Below are 15,091 nucleotides of genomic sequence, written 5' to 3' on the forward strand. Positions count from 1 at the left end.
GTCTTTTTTATCTGTGCCTCAAAACCCGGGGTTCGAGGAATAATCGACTCAACATCGAGGTTTGGAAGAAAGAATGCCCTCAAAGATCCCAAAATCAGGGAAAACCCCAGCGCTCGCGGAAGTGACTTCCGGCGCCGCCGAAGCGCCCCACGAGGGGCTGGATCGCTACGACGTGGCCATCCTCGTGGAGCTGCAGCAGGACGCGCGCCTGTCCAATGCCGAGCTGGCCGCGCGCATCGGGCTGTCGCCCACGCCGTGTTGGCGGCGGGTGAAGTGGCTGGAGGAGCAGGGCTACATCAAGGGCTACCGCGCGGAGATCGACCGGCACCGTATCGGCCTGGGCGTGCTGGCCTTCGTGCGGGTGGACGCCGAGCGCAACAACGCCACCGCCACCCGCGAGCTGGAGGATGCGATCCGGGCGCTGCCGGAGGTGATCTCCTGCCACTACATCTCCGGCTCGGGCACCTTCGAGCTGCAGGTGATGGCCACCGACCTCGACGCCTATTCGCGCTGGGCAATGGACACGCTCTTCAAGCTGCCCAACGTGAAGGACCTGCACACCAGCTTCTCGCTGGGCGAGGTGAAGGCCAGCCGGGCCCTGCCGCTGGGGCACCTGAAGCCGCGTTCGCGCTGAGGCGCAAGGGTGGCGGCACAGGGTTTGCCAGTGGGGAAGACAGGACCTGGTCCTCTCATATCGAAAGGAAATGCCATGAACCCCGACACCCCCCGCACCAGCGCCTCCCCCGAAGCCCCCGGCTCTCAGACGCCCCAGCCGCAGACCCAGCAGCCCGATGCCCAGCTGGACGCCGCCCAGTCGCCGCAGCGGCAGCAGCAGCAGGCCTCGCAGGAGCGCGGCCCGCACACCAACAACAAGAAGAACGCCGGCAAGCGGCCGTCGCAGGGCGGCAGTTCCCGCTGAGGCGCCGCTGCCCCGCCGTCCCGTGCCTCGCTTTGGGTAGAGTGGTGGGCCTGTCCGATCCCAGGAGACCCCGATGCCCCCGACGGCCCGCCGCCTGCTTCTTGCCGCTTCCCTCTGCCTGCTCGCCCCTGCCGTAGCCTGGGCCCAGCGCGGCGACGCCGCCTTGCCGCAGCGCAACCTGCTGATCGAGGTGCGCCAGGGCGACGAAGCCCAGCTTTCGCAGCAGGGGCTGGGGGCTGGTGGCGAGGTGAGCGTCTCCACCTCCCGTCGTGTCGAAGGCGGTGTGACGGTGCAGACCACCCGCCGCGAAAGCCGCAGCAGCGGCCAGCTGGCGCAGCAGGTGATGGTGCTCAACGGCGGCCGCGCGGGCGTGCGGCTGGCGCAGAGCCAGCCGCTGCAGTTCTATCAGGTGATGTGGAATGGCCGCGGCGGCGCCAGCCTGTTGCCTTCGGCGGTGATCGTCGAGGCGGGCCGCGGCTTCACCGTGCAGCCGCGCTGGAGCGGAGGCGACGAGCCGGTGCTGGTGGACATCGCCGCCGAATCGGCCCGGCTGGGCGACGGCGGCGTGCGCGATGCATCGAGCACCCAGACCACCGTGCAGCTGCCGCTTGGCGAATGGGTCACCATCGCCAGCAGTGGCGACACGCAGCAGACGCAGGAACGGGGCCTGCTGTCCAGCCGCGAGGCGGCCGGCAGCCGCCGCGTGCTGGTGCAGATGCGCGTCAGCGCGCCTTGAGCCGGCCTGCGGCTGAGGGCTGGCACACCCCCTGAGGCACCCCGCCGCGGGTTCTCGTCATGACGGCTGGCGCGGCCACAGCGTCCACATGCGCAGTGGCTGCTTCATGCGCCCGGCATAGTCGCCGGCGCCTTCGGTCCAGCCCCAGAAATAATCGGCCCGCACCGCGCCCACGATGGCGCTGCCGGTGTCCTGTGCCACCACCAGGCGTTGCAGCGGCCGCGTGCCGGTGGCCGGCGGCAGCACCGGCTCGGTGGTGTCGATCCACACCGGGGTGCCGTAGGGAATGGACTCGCGGTCCACCGCGATCGAGCGGCCCGGCGTCAGCGGCACGCCCTGCGCGCCCACAGGCCCCACGCTGGGGTCGGGCAGCGGCTCTTCGCGGAAGAACACCATCCTCGGGTTGACGTGCAGCATCTGCTGCACCCGGCCGGGGTTGGCACGTGCCCAGCCCTTGATGGCGGGCCACGACGCCTGCTCCAGCGTGAAGGCGCCCTGTTCCACCAGCCAGCGGCCCACCGACTTGTAGGGCTGGCTGTTGTGGGCGGCGAAGGCCAGGCGTACCAGTTTCTGGCTGCCGTCGCGCTCGGTCAGGCGCAGCCGGCCGGAGCCCTGGATCTGCAGCACCAGGGCGTCCAGCGGGTCGGCCACATACGCGATCTCCCGGCCGCGCAGCGCGGCCCGCGCGCTCGGCACGTTCTCCAGTTCGGCCCGGGTCCAGTAAGGCTGGCGCTGCGCCAGGTCGGCCGGTGGCTGGTGCAGGGGCACACGGTAGGTGGCGGTCGGCACGCGGCTGGCGTCGATCAGCGGCTCGTAGTAGCCGGTGATGAGCCCTTCGGTCTGCCCGCCTTCGCGCGCCTGCACCTGGTAGGGCTGCAGCTCGCGCTGCAGGAAGCCGCGTACCGCCGACTCGGTCGGCTCGCGCAGCGCGCGGGCCTCGCGGCACACCTGGGTCCAGGCCGGCGCTGGGCGCTGGCAGCTCTGCATCAGCGCCGGCCAGACGCGGCCGACCTGGTCGGCGTCCCAGCCGGGCAGCGCCTCCCAGCCCACCGGGACCCAGCGGGAGCGTGGCTGCTCGATGGCCGTGCCGGGCAGCGCCGGCGTATCGGGAGGCGGCTCGCCGACATCGGGCGTGAGGCTGCAGGCCGCCAGGCTTCCTAGAATGAGCGCGCAGAGCCCGCGCAGTGCGGCGCCACGATGGCGCAGGCGAATGGTCGATGGAGGGAACATGTGGTTGCTGTTGCTGGAGGCGCTGGGCGCCTTGCTGATCTTCGTGTTCATTGTCTGGTGGACGATGTTCTCCGGCCGCAAGGGCGGGGAGCGCCGTGCCGACGAAGGCCGACCGGAGGACGACCGCCCGGCCCGCTGAAGCGCGCTGGCGGCCGCCTTCGCGGCCTCACGTGGCGGGCGGCGCCGGCCGTGCCGTGCCGGTGGGCAGCAGGAAGCTGAGCGGATGGCGGCGCAGCCGCTGCCGCACGGCCGCGTACAGCCGGTGCCTGTCCTTGAGCCGCAGGTTGCGCGAGCGCAGCGCCAGCCGGAAGGCGAGGGCGAAGCTGACGCCCACATTGAGCATGCCGGTCAGGCCGATGCCGAGCACCGCCAGCCAGAAGTCGGCATGGTAGACCAGGCCCCAGCCCAGGGCGCCCAGGGCTGCCCCCAACTGGCCGCTGGCCAGCGTGACATGCCGCACATCGAAGTGGATGCCGAAGAAGGTGGCCACCGCCGGCAACAGGCCCAGCATCAGGCCGAGCGAGACATTGCCGGCAAACCCCGAGACCTGGGCCTGCAGCGAGCGTGACCAGCGTTCGGCCCGCCGCTCGCCCAGCCAGGACAGGATGCGCGGGTTCCAGCGCAAGGCGCTGCCCAGGCGGTGCAGCACAAACCAGTTCTCGGCCCAGCCCGCCACCAGGCTGGAGGCGAACAGCAGCACGCCGGTGGCGGCGGCGAACAACGGCGTCCAGCCCAGCGCGCTGAGCGAATGCAGCGCGTACTCGGCCTTCGCGGCACCGACCAGCGCTTCTCCGAAGGCGGCCTTCCATGCCAGCTGCACGCCCAGCACGCAGGGCAGCACCACCGCCACATTGCCCAGGATGCCGGCGACCTGCGTGCGCATCAGGTGGGCCACCTCGTCGACGAAGCGCTCGATCGCGTCGTCGGACGCCAGGTCCTGCAGCCGCGCCGCCATCGCCGGTGCCGTCATCGCCGGCTGCTTGGTGGCGAGCGTGAAGTGGGCGAGCTGGATGGCGACGAAGCTGGCCGCATAGTTCAGCCCCGCCGCCAATCCGCCCCAGAAGGCCGACAGGCCGAGGCCGGCGATGAAGAACTTGAGCAGCACCGTGACGGTGGTGACCGCCCCGCCGCCGCAGGCGCGCCGGAACATCTGCAGGTATTCGCGCCGGTTGCGGGTGATGTAGTGCTCGCCCGTCTCGGCGCTGCGTTCGGTCACCTTGCGCGCCAGCAGCGAATAGTTGCGGGCCAGCAAGGCCCGCACGCTGCGGCGCTGCTGCGCGGCCTCGGCAAACTGCACCATGAGGCGCCGCACCGCATGGGCAGGCCGATCGCTCAGCAGGCAGTCGAGCAGGTGGTCGATGCGGTCCAGGCGGGCCTGCAGCTGCTCCAGGGTGAAGACGATGTCGATCGAGACGCCGTGCTCCTCCAGGTGCTCGTACACGCTCTGCACGTCGCGCCGCCCTGCGTCCAGCAGGGCCCGCGCGAAGCCGAGCGCCGGCGCCAGCGCGGCGGGCGGCTCGGCGCTGTCCTCGATCAGCTCGCGCACCTCCTCGAACGCCCGTGCCAGCTGGCGGAACGGCGTCAGCGATTGCGCGGGGGCCGACAGCCGGGTGCGGATCTCGGCGGAGAACGCGGCGGCGCGCACCTGGCTGACGCAGAACAGCAGCGCGTCGAGCTGCGCCCGACGCCAGCCGGCCGCTGCCTGCGGATGCGCCGAGGCGGCGACCGATTCGTGCAGCAGCGTCCCCAGCTTCTCCAGCGTGGCGTCGTCGATGGCCTCCAGCCACTGCGCATCGTCGGCTTGCGAGAACACCAGCTGGAACAGCTCGGCCAGGTCCCGCGTTTCGGCGGTGCCGGGCAGCAGCTTGCGCTGCAGCCGTTCGGCAATCTCGCCGAAGAAGGCCATGCGGGGCGCGAAGCCGAAGTCGGCCAGCAGCAGCGTCGCATCGGTTTCCTGCAGCGTGCGGGCAATCAGCTCCACCACCTGCGCCCGGTAGTCGGGCTGGCGCTCGAGCAGGCGCAGCAGGTGGCGCAGGCGCAGCACCGGCAAGGGCGTCCGGGTGCCAGGCTCGGGGGCGTCCACGCCTTCGCGGCGCAGCGGCGCGTGGCGCAGCCACTCGACCAGGCGCACCCACCACAGGTTGCGCTCGGCCTGCTCGGCGCGCGGCTTGAGCGTGGCCAGCAGGGTGTTGAGGTCCCAGGCGACGCGCCGCAACAGCATCAGGCGCATTCGGTGCCTCGCCTCAATGCAGGCCGCTGCGCTGCACGCTGAGCGAGAAGGCCGGCACCGGCGCCTCGAAGCGCTCGCCGTCCTCCGCCACGCAGAAGTAGCTGCCGCTCATCGTGCCGCGCGGCGTGGCCAGGCGCGTCCAGCTGGTGTATTCGAAACCCTCGCCCGGCTTGAGCAGCGGTTGGTGGCCGATGACGCCCAGCCCCTTCACTTCCTCGACCCGGCCGGTGGCATCAGTGATGATCCAGTGGCGCGAGATCAGCTGGGCGGCGATGTCGCCGGTATTGCGTATCGTCACGGTATAGGCGAACGCGAACACGCCGTGCCCCGGATCGGACTGCTCGGGGATGTATCGCGGCTCGACGCTGCAGGTGAACTCGTAGCTGCTCATATGAGGGTTGGTGCTGCACTGGGCGGCGATGGTAGCAAGCGCTCCATAGAATCACGGATTCCGAAGGAATCCCCATGCCCGACTACCGCATTGCCCCCAGCATCCTGTCCGCCGACTTCGCCCGCCTGGGCGAGGAAGTGAAGAACGTCATCGCCGCTGGCGCCGACTGGATCCATTTCGACGTGATGGACAACCACTACGTCCCCAACCTCACCTTCGGGCCCATGATCTGCGAAGCCCTGCGCCCGCATGCCAAGAAGGCCGACGGCAGCCGCGTGCCGATCGACGTGCACCTGATGGTGCAGCCGGTGGATGCGCTGGCGCAGGCCTTTGCGAAAGCCGGTGCCGACCTGGTGAGCTTCCACCCTGACGCGAGCACCCACGTCGACCGCACACTGCAACTGATCAAGGCCGAGGGCTGCCAGGCCGGGCTGGTCTTCAACCCGGCCAGCCCCATCGACTTGCTGGAGTGGGTGATCGACAAGGTCGACCTGGTGCTGATCATGAGCGTCAACCCCGGCTTCGGCGGGCAGAGCTTCATTCCGTCGGCGCTGCGCAAGGTCGAGCAGGTGCGCAAGCTCATCGACGCCAGCGGCCGCGACATCCGGCTCGAGGTCGACGGCGGCATCAAGGTCGACAACATCCGCCAGGTGGCCGACGCCGGTGCCGACACCTTCGTGGCCGGCAGCGCGATCTTCGGCAAGCCGGACTACAAGGCCGTGATCGACCAGATGCGCGAGCGCCTGGCGGCCTGAGCCCGCGGCCAGGCCCGGCCTCAACCGGGGAACTGCGCCCGGCCCTGCACCAGCAGGCCGCCGCGCGGCTCGGGCAGCGTGTCCACCAGCACCGCACCGCCTTCGGCGGTGATGCGCACCTGCAGGGCGCCCGCGGCAATCGCGCTCGGATACACGAAGTAGTTGTAAGGCTCGCGCTTCACCGCAATCCACTGGCTGCTGCCGGTGGGGCGGATCTCCAGCTTGGTGATCGGGCGACGGTGGTTGCGCACCTGGATAGCGGTCCACCAGATGCTGCTGCCTTCCTTGTAGCGGTACTGCACCGGTCCCTGCACCGGGCCCGGCACCACCTGCCAGGTGACCGGCACCCGGCCGGCGACCGGGTCGGCGATGCGGGCGAAGGCCGACTCGCTGAGGTCGATGTGGCCACGCGGGCATTCCGGGCACTCGTCGGTGATGCGCACGGTGACCTTGCCCTTGGGCCCGCTGACGGCCACGTAGGCACCGCACATGGCGCTGTTGGCATAGTCGGCATGGTTCATCGCCGCCACCCTCAGGTCCTGCGGGCTGGCATCGAAGCTGCAGTGGCCTTCGCCGGTGGCGCCGTAGAAGGTGGCTTCGCCGCTGCGCACCGGGCCGGCGGTGCCGCTGGCCTGGCTGTTGCTGTCGTCGGTGACCGCACCGTTGTCGGCGGTGCCGGTGCTGTCGGGGGTCTCGCTGTCGCTGCCACCCCCACCGCAGGCGGCGAGCAGGGCCAGCGCCAGGGCGCCGAAGGCATGGGGCAGACAGCGGGTGATGGTGTGCATGAGCCGGTCTCCGGGTGTCTTGTGGAAGGCGCGCCGGGGGCGCCGATCATCGGACCGCACAGTCTGTCGCAGCTCTTGCGTGCGATGTAAGAGGACGTGCTGGTGCCCCGGCCGCTGCGGCCCGGATAATGCCGACGGGCCGCGTGAGCGAGGCCGCCCGCCGGGCGGATGCACGATGGCCCCCAACCGATGCGCCTGAACCCGAGCGAGTTGCAAGCCGTCATCGTCGACCTCGACGGCACGATGGTGGACACCCTGGGCGACTTTGTCGTCGTCCTCAATCGCATGCTGGACGACCTGGGCCTGCCCGGCGTGGAGCGTGGCTTCATCGAACGCACCGTGGGCAAGGGGTCGGAGCACCTGCTGCGGCGCACCCTGGGGCGCAGCCTGGCACCCGAGGAGGTCGAGCGACTGTTCGCGCCGGCCTGGGACCGCTACCACCATCACTACGTGGCCATCAACGGCGACCATTCCGAGGTCTATCCCGGCGTGCGCGAGGGCCTTCAGGCCTTGCGCGACCGTGGCCTGAAGCTGGCCTGCCTGACCAACAAGCCGAGCGATTTCGCGCTGCCACTGCTCGAGAAGAAGGGCCTCGCGCCGTTCTTCGAGCGGACCTTCGGCGGTGATGCCTTCGAGCGCAAGAAGCCGGACCCGCTGCCGCTGCTCAAGACCTGCGAAGCCCTCGGCACCGCGCCGGGCCGCACCTTGATGGTCGGCGACTCGAGCAATGACGCCCGCGCCGCGCAGGCGGCCGGTTGCCCGGTGGTGCTGGTGACCTATGGCTACAACCATGGCGAGCCGGTGCAAGACACGCCGGCCAACGGCTATGTCGATTCGCTGAGCCGGCTGTTCGCGCACTAGCCGGGTGTTGGCGCACCAGCGCGGAAAGCGGGCGCACTTGGCGGCCTGCACCGCCTCTGCGGTATGGATCGAAGGCGCGCAGGCGGTCTCCGGCGGCTCATTCGCCGCCCGCCCGCCGCTCGCGGCCCGGCACGCGCCTGCAGCCGCTGCACTGCACGCAAAGCGGCTGCCGCCCGGCCTCAGCTGTTGCCGCCGCGCGCTGCCTTCGGCTCCTTGCCGAGCAGCGCATCCTTCAGTGCCGGATCGGCGGGATGCTGGCCGAGCCAGATTTTCATCAGCGCCGTGAAGAACTCCGGCTCCACGATGGGATCGGCGGCCGGCTTGCCGTTGACCGAGATCACGGTGCCCTCGCCGGGAATCCAGTCGATCTGGAAGGACTCGCCCACCGCCAGCCGCTTGCGTGCCGCAAAGATCTCGCCCATGCGGATGGTGCCGGGGATGGACTTGGCGAACTCCTCGCGGGCGGCGTTCTGCTCCATGCCGCGGGTGAAGAGCTTGCCGAGCTCGTTGGCATCGATCTCGCGCAGCATCACGATGTTCAGTCGGCGCGGCCCGGCGGCCGCAATGGCGGCCTCCGCGCTGTCGGTGCGCTCCACCAGGTAGAGGCCGGCCGCATAGACCTTGAAGATGGCCTTGTAGCGCACGCCCGCGCCGTTGAGTTGCAGGCGCGCATTGCGCAGTTGCAGGTCTTTGGAGAACTTCACGCCGCCCGCATCGACGGACTGGGCGTGCGCGCTGCCTGCCACCATCAAGAGCAGGCCGAGGGTGAGAGCCAAGAACCGGTGCAAAGACACGTTACGCTCCTGTTACGTCCACGGCCGGCAGTGTTGCCAGTGTCAAGCGCCTTGTCACTAGTGGAAACGCACGATCGTTCGTAAACCCGGCCCCTTGGTTCAGGGGGGGCAGGCCTCGAACAGCGGGGCGAGACGCTGTTCCAACTCGCTGGTGTTGGCACGGCTCGCTGCTACACTGCGATCCATGTTCATCTCGCGCAAACAAACCAAAGGTTCGCACGACCGGGGAGCCTGGCCCTGGCGTCGCCCGCACGCACTGGTTTGATTTGCCGTCGGCCGTGGTGGTTGCTTGTGATCCATGAGCCCCCCGCGCGCATCGCCGGTATCCCCGGAATCCTTCCCCGCCGCCTGTCGCCTTGCGCGTGAGCCTTTGCGGCATCGCGGGCTCGGGATTCCCCTCGACCACCTGCTTATGCAGCGCATCCGGCCCGCTTGTCGCAGGCCGCGGTGCGCCGGGCTCGGAGGGCCCGCCGCGTGATCACCGAACTCGAATTCCAGAGCCTGTCGCAACAGGGCTACAACCGCATCCCGCTCATCGCCGAGGCGTTCGCGGACCTCGAAACCCCGCTCTCGCTGTATTTGAAGCTCGCGCATGCGAGCGGCCGCAGCAAGTACAGCTTCCTGCTTGAATCGGTCGTGGGGGGCGAGCGTTTCGGCCGCTATTCCTTCATTGGCCTGCCCGCGCGCACGCTGCTGCGCACCACCGGCTGGAAGACCGAGGTGGTGACCGACGACCAGGTGGTCGAGACCCACGAAGGCAATCCGCTGGACTTCGTGGCGGCCTACCAGCAGCGCTTCAAGGTGGCGCTGCGGCCCGGCATGCCGCGCTTCTGTGGCGGCCTGGCAGGCTATTTCGGCTACGACACCGTGCGCTACATCGAGCCCAAGCTGGCCAAGGTGCAGAAGGAAGGCGGGCTGGACACGCCCGACATCCTGCTGCTGCAGTGTGAGGAGGTGGCCGTCATCGACAACCTGTCGGGCCGGCTCTACCTGATCGTCTATGCCGACCCAGGCCAGCCCGAGGCCTATTTCAAGGCCAAGCGCCGCCTGGCGGAGCTGGCCGACAAGCTGCGCTTCAGCGTCACCGCGCCGCCGGTCAGGCGCGGTGTCTCGCATGCGGTGGAGCGCGAGTTCGCCAAGGAGGACTACCTCCAGGCGGTGCTCAAGAGCAAGGAGTACATCGCCGCCGGCGACATGATGCAGGTGCAGATCGGCCAGCGCCTGAAGAAGCGCTACACCGAGTCGCCGCTGAGCCTGTACCGCGCGCTGCGCTCGCTGAATCCCTCGCCCTACATGTACTTCTACGACATGGGCGACTTCCAGATCGTCGGCGCCTCGCCCGAGATCCTGGTGCGGCACGAACACAGCCCGGAAGGCGAGAAGATCGTGATCCGCCCCATCGCCGGCACCCGCCCGCGCGGCGCCACCGTGGAGCAGGACAAGGCGCTGGAGGCCGAGCTGCTTGCTGATCCCAAGGAGCGGGCCGAGCATGTGATGCTGATCGACCTGGCCCGCAACGACATCGGCCGCATCGCCAAGACCGGCAGCGTCAAGGTGACCGAAGCCTTCGTGGTCGAGCGCTACTCGCACGTGATGCACATCGTCAGCAATGTCGAAGGGGTGCTGAAGGAAGGCATGACCAACCTCGACGTGCTGCGCGCCAGCTTCCCGGCCGGCACGCTGACCGGCGCGCCCAAGATCCGGGCGATGGAGATCATCGACGAGCTGGAGCCGGTCAAGCGCGGCATCTATGGCGGCGCCTGCGGCTACCTGAGCTTTGCCGGCGACATGGACGTGGCCATCGCCATCCGCACCGGCATCGTCAAGGACAACACCCTCTACGTGCAGGCCGCCGCCGGCGTGGTGGCCGATTCCGTGCCGGAGCTGGAGTGGAAGGAAACCGAAGCCAAGGCGCGGGCGCTGCTGCGGGCGGCAGAGCTGGTGGAAGAAGGCTTCTGAGGGGACGACCATGCTGCTGATGATCGACAACTACGATTCCTTCACCTTCAACCTGGTGCAGTACTTCGCCGAGCTGGGGCAGGACGTGCGGGTGTTCCGCAACGACGAGATCACGCTCGAAGGCATCGCCGAGCTGCAGCCCGAGCGCCTGGTGCTCTCGCCCGGCCCCTGCTCGCCGGCCGAGGCGGGCGTGTGCGTGCCGGCGGTGCAGCACTTCGCCGGCAAGTTGCCCATCCTGGGTGTCTGCCTGGGGCACCAGAGCATCGGTGCGGCGCTCGGTGGCAAGGTGGTGCGCGCGCAGCGCCAGATGCATGGCAAGACCAGCGTGATCCATACCGACGGCCAGGGCCTCTACCAGGGCCTGCCGGCGGACTTCACCGTGATCCGCTACCACTCGCTGGCCATCGAGCGCGAGTCGCTGCCCGACTGCCTGGTGGTGACCTCCACCTCCGAGGACGGCGAGATCATGGGCGTGCGGCACAAGGAGCTGGCCATCGAGGGTGTGCAGTTCCACCCCGAGTCCATCCTGACCGAGCATGGCCATGCCATGCTGAAGAACTTCCTCAACGTCCGATAGACACCCGCAGGCGGCCGATCATGCCCATCTCCAATACCGACGCGCTGGTGCGCGTCATCGAGCACCGCGAGATCTTCCACGACGAGATGCTGGCGCTGATGCGCCGCATCATGAGCGGCGAGATGTCGCCGGTGATGATCGCCGCGCTGGCCGTCGGCCTGCGCGTCAAGAAGGAAACCATCGGCGAGATCGCGGCCGCCGCCCAGGTCATGCGCGAGTTCGCCACGCCCGTGGCGGTGCCCGACAAGACCCACCTGGTCGACCTGTGCGGCACCGGCGGCGACGCGGCGCACACCTTCAACATCTCCACCGCCGCGATGATCGTGGCGGCCGCAGCTGGTGCACGGGTGGCCAAGCATGGCGGGCGCAGCGTGTCGTCCAGCAGCGGCAGCGCCGATGTGCTGGAGGCGCTGGGTGCCCACATCGACCTCAAGCCGGCGCAGGTCGCGGCCTGCCTCGAGGAAACCGGCATCGGCTTCATGTTCGCGCCCAACCACCATGCCTCCATGAAGCATGCCGCGCCGGTCCGCAAGGAGCTGGGCGTGCGAACGCTGTTCAACATCCTCGGGCCGCTGACCAACCCGGCGCAGGCACCCAACCAGCTGATGGGGGTCTTCCACGCCGACCTGGTCGGCATCCAGGTGCGGGTGCTGCAGCGCCTGGGCTCGGAGCACGTGATGGTGGTCTACGGCATGAACGGCATGGACGAGATCTCGCTGTCGGGCGAGACGCTGGTCGGCGAGCTGAAGGACGGCGAGGTGCGCGAGTACGTCGTGCATCCGAGCGACTTCGGCCTGCCGGTCTACGACACCCGGGTGCTGCGGGTGGCCAACCGCGAAGAATCGGTGGCCTGTATCCAGCGCGCGCTGGCCAATGAAGACGGCCCGGTGCGTGACATCGTGCTGCTCAATGCCGGCGGCGCGCTGTACTGCGCCAACGTGGCAGCCTCGGTGGCCGAAGGCGTCAAGATGGCGCGTGAGGCGGTCGCCTCCGGCCGGGCGCTGGCCAAGCTGAGCCAGTTCGTGCGGGTGTCGCAGGGCCTGAAGGACGCCGGGGGACAGGCATGAGCGCCGCGGCCCGCAGCATGGAGGTTTTCCAATGAGCGACATCCTGAACAAGATCGTGGCGGTCAAGCGCGAGGAAATCGCCGCCGCCCGCGCGCAGCGCGACGCCGCCTCTGTGCGCCGCGATGCCGAGCAACGCGGCGGCCTGCGCGATTTCGCCGGCAGCCTGCGCGCCAAGGTGGCCGCCGGCCAGGCCGCGGTGATTGCCGAGATCAAGAAGGCCAGCCCCAGCAAGGGCGTGCTGCGCGAGCACTTCGTGCCGGCCGAGATCGCGGCCAGCTACGCCCGCCATGGTGCCGCCTGCCTGTCGGTGCTGACCGACCGCCAGTTCTTCCACGGCTCGCCCGACTATCTGCAACAGGCCCGCGCGGCCTGCGAACTGCCGGTGTTGCGCAAGGACTTTCTGGTCGATGAATACCAGGTGTTCGAGGCCCGGGCGATGGGCGCGGACTGCATCCTGCTGATCGCTGCCTGCCTGGACGACGCCTTGATGGCCGACCTGGAGGCCACCGCGCTGGCGCTCCAGATGTCGGTGCTGGTGGAAGTGCACGACCATCAAGAGTTGCAGCGGGCGCTGCGGCTGAGGACGCCGCTGCTGGGCATCAACAACCGCAACCTGCGCAGCTTCGAGGTGACGCTCGACACCACGCTGGGCATGCTGCCCGAGGTGCCGGCCGACCGCCTGCTGGTCACCGAATCCGGCATCCTGCAGCGGGCCGATGTACAGCGCATGCGTGACGCCGATGTGCACGCCTTCCTGGTCGGCGAGGCCTTCATGCGCGCGGCCGATCCGGGGGTGGCACTCGCGCAGCTGTTCAGCGACTGAGCCGGAGCCTGGCATGACGCGCCGCTCTCCGCAGCAGCCCGATCTCTTCGGCTCGCCTCCGGCTGCCGCGCCGGCGCCGCCTACCGTGCCTGCCGCCGGGCCCGAGGCGGCCAACCTGCTGCGCGAGCCGCTGGAAGCCTGCTTCGACCGGGTGCCAGCCTGCTGGCGGCCAGTCACCGACGCCTTCCGGCAGTCCGAGCCGGGTTGCCGGCTGATCGAGTTCGTCGACCAGCGCGTGGCCGCCGGGGCCCGCATCTATCCGGCAGACGTCTTCCGGGCGCTCGAACTCACGCCGCTGCAAGCGGTGCGGGTCGTGATCCTTGGCCAGGACCCCTACCATGGCCCCGGTCAGGCGCACGGCCTGTCCTTCTCGGTGCCGACCGGCACCCGGCTGCCGCCCAGCCTGCGCAACATCTACAAGGAAGTCGCCGCCGACCTGGGCCAGCCCATGGGCCGCGAGGGCGACCTCACGCGCTGGGCCGCCCAGGGCGTGCTGCTGCTCAATACGGTGCTCACCGTCGAGGACGGCCAGCCGCAAAGCCACGCCAAGCAAGGGTGGGAGAGGCTCACCGACCAGCTGATCGCGCACGTCTCGCGGCATGCAGGGCCCTGCGTCTTCCTGCTGTGGGGCGCTCCGGCGCAGCGCAAGCAGGCGCTCATCGACACGCAGCGCCATGCGGTCTTCACCGCGAACCATCCTTCCCCGCTGGCGGCCCTGCGTCCGCCGGTGCCATTCATTGGATGCCGGCACTTCTCCCAGGCCAACGCCTGGCTCGCCCAGCACCGCCCTGGCACCGAACCCATCACCTGGTAAGCCGATCGGCTTCGCACAGGGTAAATTGGTATTGCTTTGGTCTCATTTGATTGAAGGCCGCGCAATAGTGGTTTGCCCTTGTACTGCCAGGAGGAGTGCGGCGTCCGCACGTCTTCGATAAAAATCGAGCGCGGCTTTCCTTCGGGCTGCCAAAATACCACTTGAAGTTTTGGTATTTCTGGTATTAAACTGGTATCAATGCTGTGTCATAAAACACAGTTGACTGGTTTCACAACGGAGCGCAGGCGCAGCGATGATCGACTACCTGGTTGGCGTGGATGGCGGAGGCACCGGCACGCGGGCACGCGTGATACGCACGGACGGCACGGTCGTCGGTGCCGGGCAAGCCGGGCCGTCCGCGCTGGGCCAGGGGATCGAGCAGGCATGGCTCCAGGTGCGCCGCGCCGTGGATGCCGCCTTCGCCAGCGCCGGCGTGTCGGAGCCACCCCTGCGGGCCTGCGCGGTGGGCATGGGCTTGTCCGGCGTGCACAACCATGGCTGGCGCGACAGCTTCCTCGCCACCCGCGCCGAGTCGCCGGGTGCGGTCTTTGCTGAAGTGGCGCTGGAAACCGATGCGTTCGCAATGCTCCTCGGCGCCCATGCTGGCCGGCCGGGCGCCATCGTGGCCTCCGGCACCGGCAGCGTCGGCGAGTTGTGGCGCGAGGACGGTACGCGCCTGAGCGTGGGCGGCTGGGGCTTCCCGGTGGGCGACGAAGGCAGCGGCGCCTGGCTGGGGCAGCGGGCCGTGCGGCTCGCCCAGTGGGCCATGGACGGCCGCATTCACCAAAGCGCGCTCGTGCATGCCGTCTGGGAGGTCTGCGGTTCCACCCGTGAGCGCCTGCTGGCCTGGTGCGACGAGGCGGGGCAGTTCGAGTACGCGCAGCTCGCGCCGCTGGTGTTCGATACTGAGGCCGCCGACCTCTCGGCGGCGCATCTGTTGCGCCGCGCGGTGCAGGCGCTGGACGCGGTGGCGCAGGCGCTCGACGGTCCGCGAGGCGTGCCGCTGGTGGTGTGCGGCAGCATTGGCGGGCGGCTGGCGTCGCGCTTCTCCGAGGCGACCCAGATGCGACGTGTGGAGCCGGCAGGCGACGCGGTGGATGGTGCCCTGCACCTGGTCCGCCGCGCCTTGATGCAAAGCGCAAATTGATCT

At 69.4% G+C, this 15,091-nt stretch carries 17 protein-coding genes; 12 read left to right on the forward strand and 5 right to left on the reverse strand.

Annotation, left to right across the window (positions count from 1 at the left end; all coding sequences use genetic code 11):
- The first annotated feature begins 73 nt into the window (after positions 1-73).
- The 3 genes from N7L95_RS17250 to N7L95_RS17260 all read left to right on the forward strand — a co-directional run bounded on the left by N7L95_RS17250 (position 74) and on the right by N7L95_RS17260 (position 1,655).
- On the forward strand, positions 74-634 hold the full coding sequence (locus tag N7L95_RS17250) for an Lrp/AsnC family transcriptional regulator (protein ID WP_301256496.1): 561 nt from the start codon (positions 74-76) through the stop codon (positions 632-634).
- A 75-nt stretch (positions 635-709) separates the two neighbouring features.
- Complete coding sequence (locus N7L95_RS17255; protein ID WP_301256497.1) at positions 710-919, forward strand: hypothetical protein; 210 nt, start codon at positions 710-712, stop codon at positions 917-919.
- Positions 920-992: 73 nt separating this feature from the next.
- Positions 993-1,655: a hypothetical protein gene (locus N7L95_RS17260; protein ID WP_301256498.1), complete on the forward strand. Its 663-nt coding sequence runs from the start codon at positions 993-995 to the stop codon at positions 1,653-1,655.
- Between the two features lie 57 nt (positions 1,656-1,712).
- On the opposite strand, the gene mltA is transcribed toward N7L95_RS17260, so the two are convergent.
- Complete coding sequence (mltA, locus tag N7L95_RS17265; RefSeq protein ID WP_301256499.1) at positions 1,713-2,885, reverse strand: murein transglycosylase A; 1,173 nt, start codon at positions 2,883-2,885, stop codon at positions 1,713-1,715.
- Here mltA and N7L95_RS17270 point away from each other — a divergent pair.
- Positions 2,884-3,024 (forward strand): hypothetical protein, encoded by a 141-nt coding sequence (locus tag N7L95_RS17270; RefSeq protein WP_301256500.1) that lies wholly within the window; start codon positions 2,884-2,886, stop codon positions 3,022-3,024. The two genes, mltA and N7L95_RS17270, sit on opposite strands and share 2 nt — an antisense overlap.
- A gap of 27 nt (positions 3,025-3,051) precedes the next feature.
- On the opposite strand, the gene tlpB is transcribed toward N7L95_RS17270, so the two are convergent.
- Together tlpB and apaG are read right to left on the reverse strand one after the other, a co-directional pair.
- Complete coding sequence (tlpB, locus tag N7L95_RS17275) at positions 3,052-5,115, reverse strand: transporter-like protein TlpB (RefSeq protein ID WP_301256501.1); 2,064 nt, start codon at positions 5,113-5,115, stop codon at positions 3,052-3,054.
- Between the two features lie 13 nt (positions 5,116-5,128).
- The gene (apaG, locus tag N7L95_RS17280) at positions 5,129-5,506 is read right to left on the reverse strand and encodes a Co2+/Mg2+ efflux facilitator ApaG/CorD (RefSeq protein ID WP_301256502.1); all 378 of its coding nucleotides are present in this window, start codon (positions 5,504-5,506) and stop codon (positions 5,129-5,131) included.
- A gap of 74 nt (positions 5,507-5,580) precedes the next feature.
- On the opposite strand from apaG, the gene rpe reads away from it, so the two are divergent.
- On the forward strand, positions 5,581-6,261 hold the full coding sequence (rpe, locus tag N7L95_RS17285) for a ribulose-phosphate 3-epimerase (RefSeq protein ID WP_301256503.1): 681 nt from the start codon (positions 5,581-5,583) through the stop codon (positions 6,259-6,261).
- A gap of 20 nt (positions 6,262-6,281) precedes the next feature.
- Here the strand turns inward: rpe and N7L95_RS17290 are convergent, their stop codons facing one another.
- A complete protein-coding gene (locus N7L95_RS17290) occupies positions 6,282-7,046 on the reverse strand; it encodes an expansin EXLX1 family cellulose-binding protein (RefSeq protein ID WP_301256504.1) in 765 nt (254 codons plus the stop codon).
- 189 nt (positions 7,047-7,235) lie between these two features.
- On the opposite strand from N7L95_RS17290, the gene gph reads away from it, so the two are divergent.
- Positions 7,236-7,907 carry a phosphoglycolate phosphatase gene (gene gph, locus N7L95_RS17295; protein ID WP_301256505.1) on the forward strand — a complete coding sequence of 224 codons (672 nt, stop codon included), beginning with the start codon at positions 7,236-7,238 and terminating at the stop codon, positions 7,905-7,907.
- 179 nt (positions 7,908-8,086) lie between these two features.
- Here the strand turns inward: gph and N7L95_RS17300 are convergent, their stop codons facing one another.
- Positions 8,087-8,683 carry a chalcone isomerase family protein gene (locus tag N7L95_RS17300; protein WP_301256506.1) on the reverse strand — a complete coding sequence of 199 codons (597 nt, stop codon included), beginning with the start codon at positions 8,681-8,683 and terminating at the stop codon, positions 8,087-8,089.
- A gap of 492 nt (positions 8,684-9,175) precedes the next feature.
- Between N7L95_RS17300 and trpE the strand changes: the two genes are divergently transcribed.
- The 6 genes from trpE (at position 9,176) to N7L95_RS17330 (ending at position 15,088) form a co-directional block, all read left to right on the forward strand.
- Positions 9,176-10,660: an anthranilate synthase component I gene (trpE, locus tag N7L95_RS17305; protein WP_301256507.1), complete on the forward strand. Its 1,485-nt coding sequence runs from the start codon at positions 9,176-9,178 to the stop codon at positions 10,658-10,660.
- A 10-nt stretch (positions 10,661-10,670) separates the two neighbouring features.
- The gene (locus N7L95_RS17310; protein ID WP_301256508.1) at positions 10,671-11,237 is read left to right on the forward strand and encodes an aminodeoxychorismate/anthranilate synthase component II; all 567 of its coding nucleotides are present in this window, start codon (positions 10,671-10,673) and stop codon (positions 11,235-11,237) included.
- Between the two features lie 20 nt (positions 11,238-11,257).
- Positions 11,258-12,304, forward strand: coding sequence for an anthranilate phosphoribosyltransferase (gene trpD / locus N7L95_RS17315; RefSeq protein ID WP_301256509.1), 1,047 nt, complete (start codon positions 11,258-11,260; stop codon positions 12,302-12,304).
- A 31-nt stretch (positions 12,305-12,335) separates the two neighbouring features.
- On the forward strand, positions 12,336-13,127 hold the full coding sequence (trpC, locus tag N7L95_RS17320) for an indole-3-glycerol phosphate synthase TrpC (RefSeq protein WP_301256510.1): 792 nt from the start codon (positions 12,336-12,338) through the stop codon (positions 13,125-13,127).
- 13 nt (positions 13,128-13,140) lie between these two features.
- Entirely contained in the window at positions 13,141-13,941 is an 801-nt protein-coding gene (locus tag N7L95_RS17325; RefSeq protein ID WP_301256511.1) for a uracil-DNA glycosylase, read from the forward strand.
- 253 nt (positions 13,942-14,194) lie between these two features.
- Positions 14,195-15,088, forward strand: a complete 894-nt coding sequence (locus N7L95_RS17330; RefSeq protein ID WP_301256512.1) for a glucosamine kinase nucleotide-binding domain-containing protein — start codon at positions 14,195-14,197, stop codon at positions 15,086-15,088.
- The last annotated feature ends 3 nt before the right edge of the window (positions 15,089-15,091 follow it).

Origin of the sequence: Eleftheria terrae, from assembly GCF_030419005.1 — a bacterium.
GTDB lineage: Bacteria > Pseudomonadota > Gammaproteobacteria > Burkholderiales > Burkholderiaceae_C > Caldimonas > Caldimonas terrae.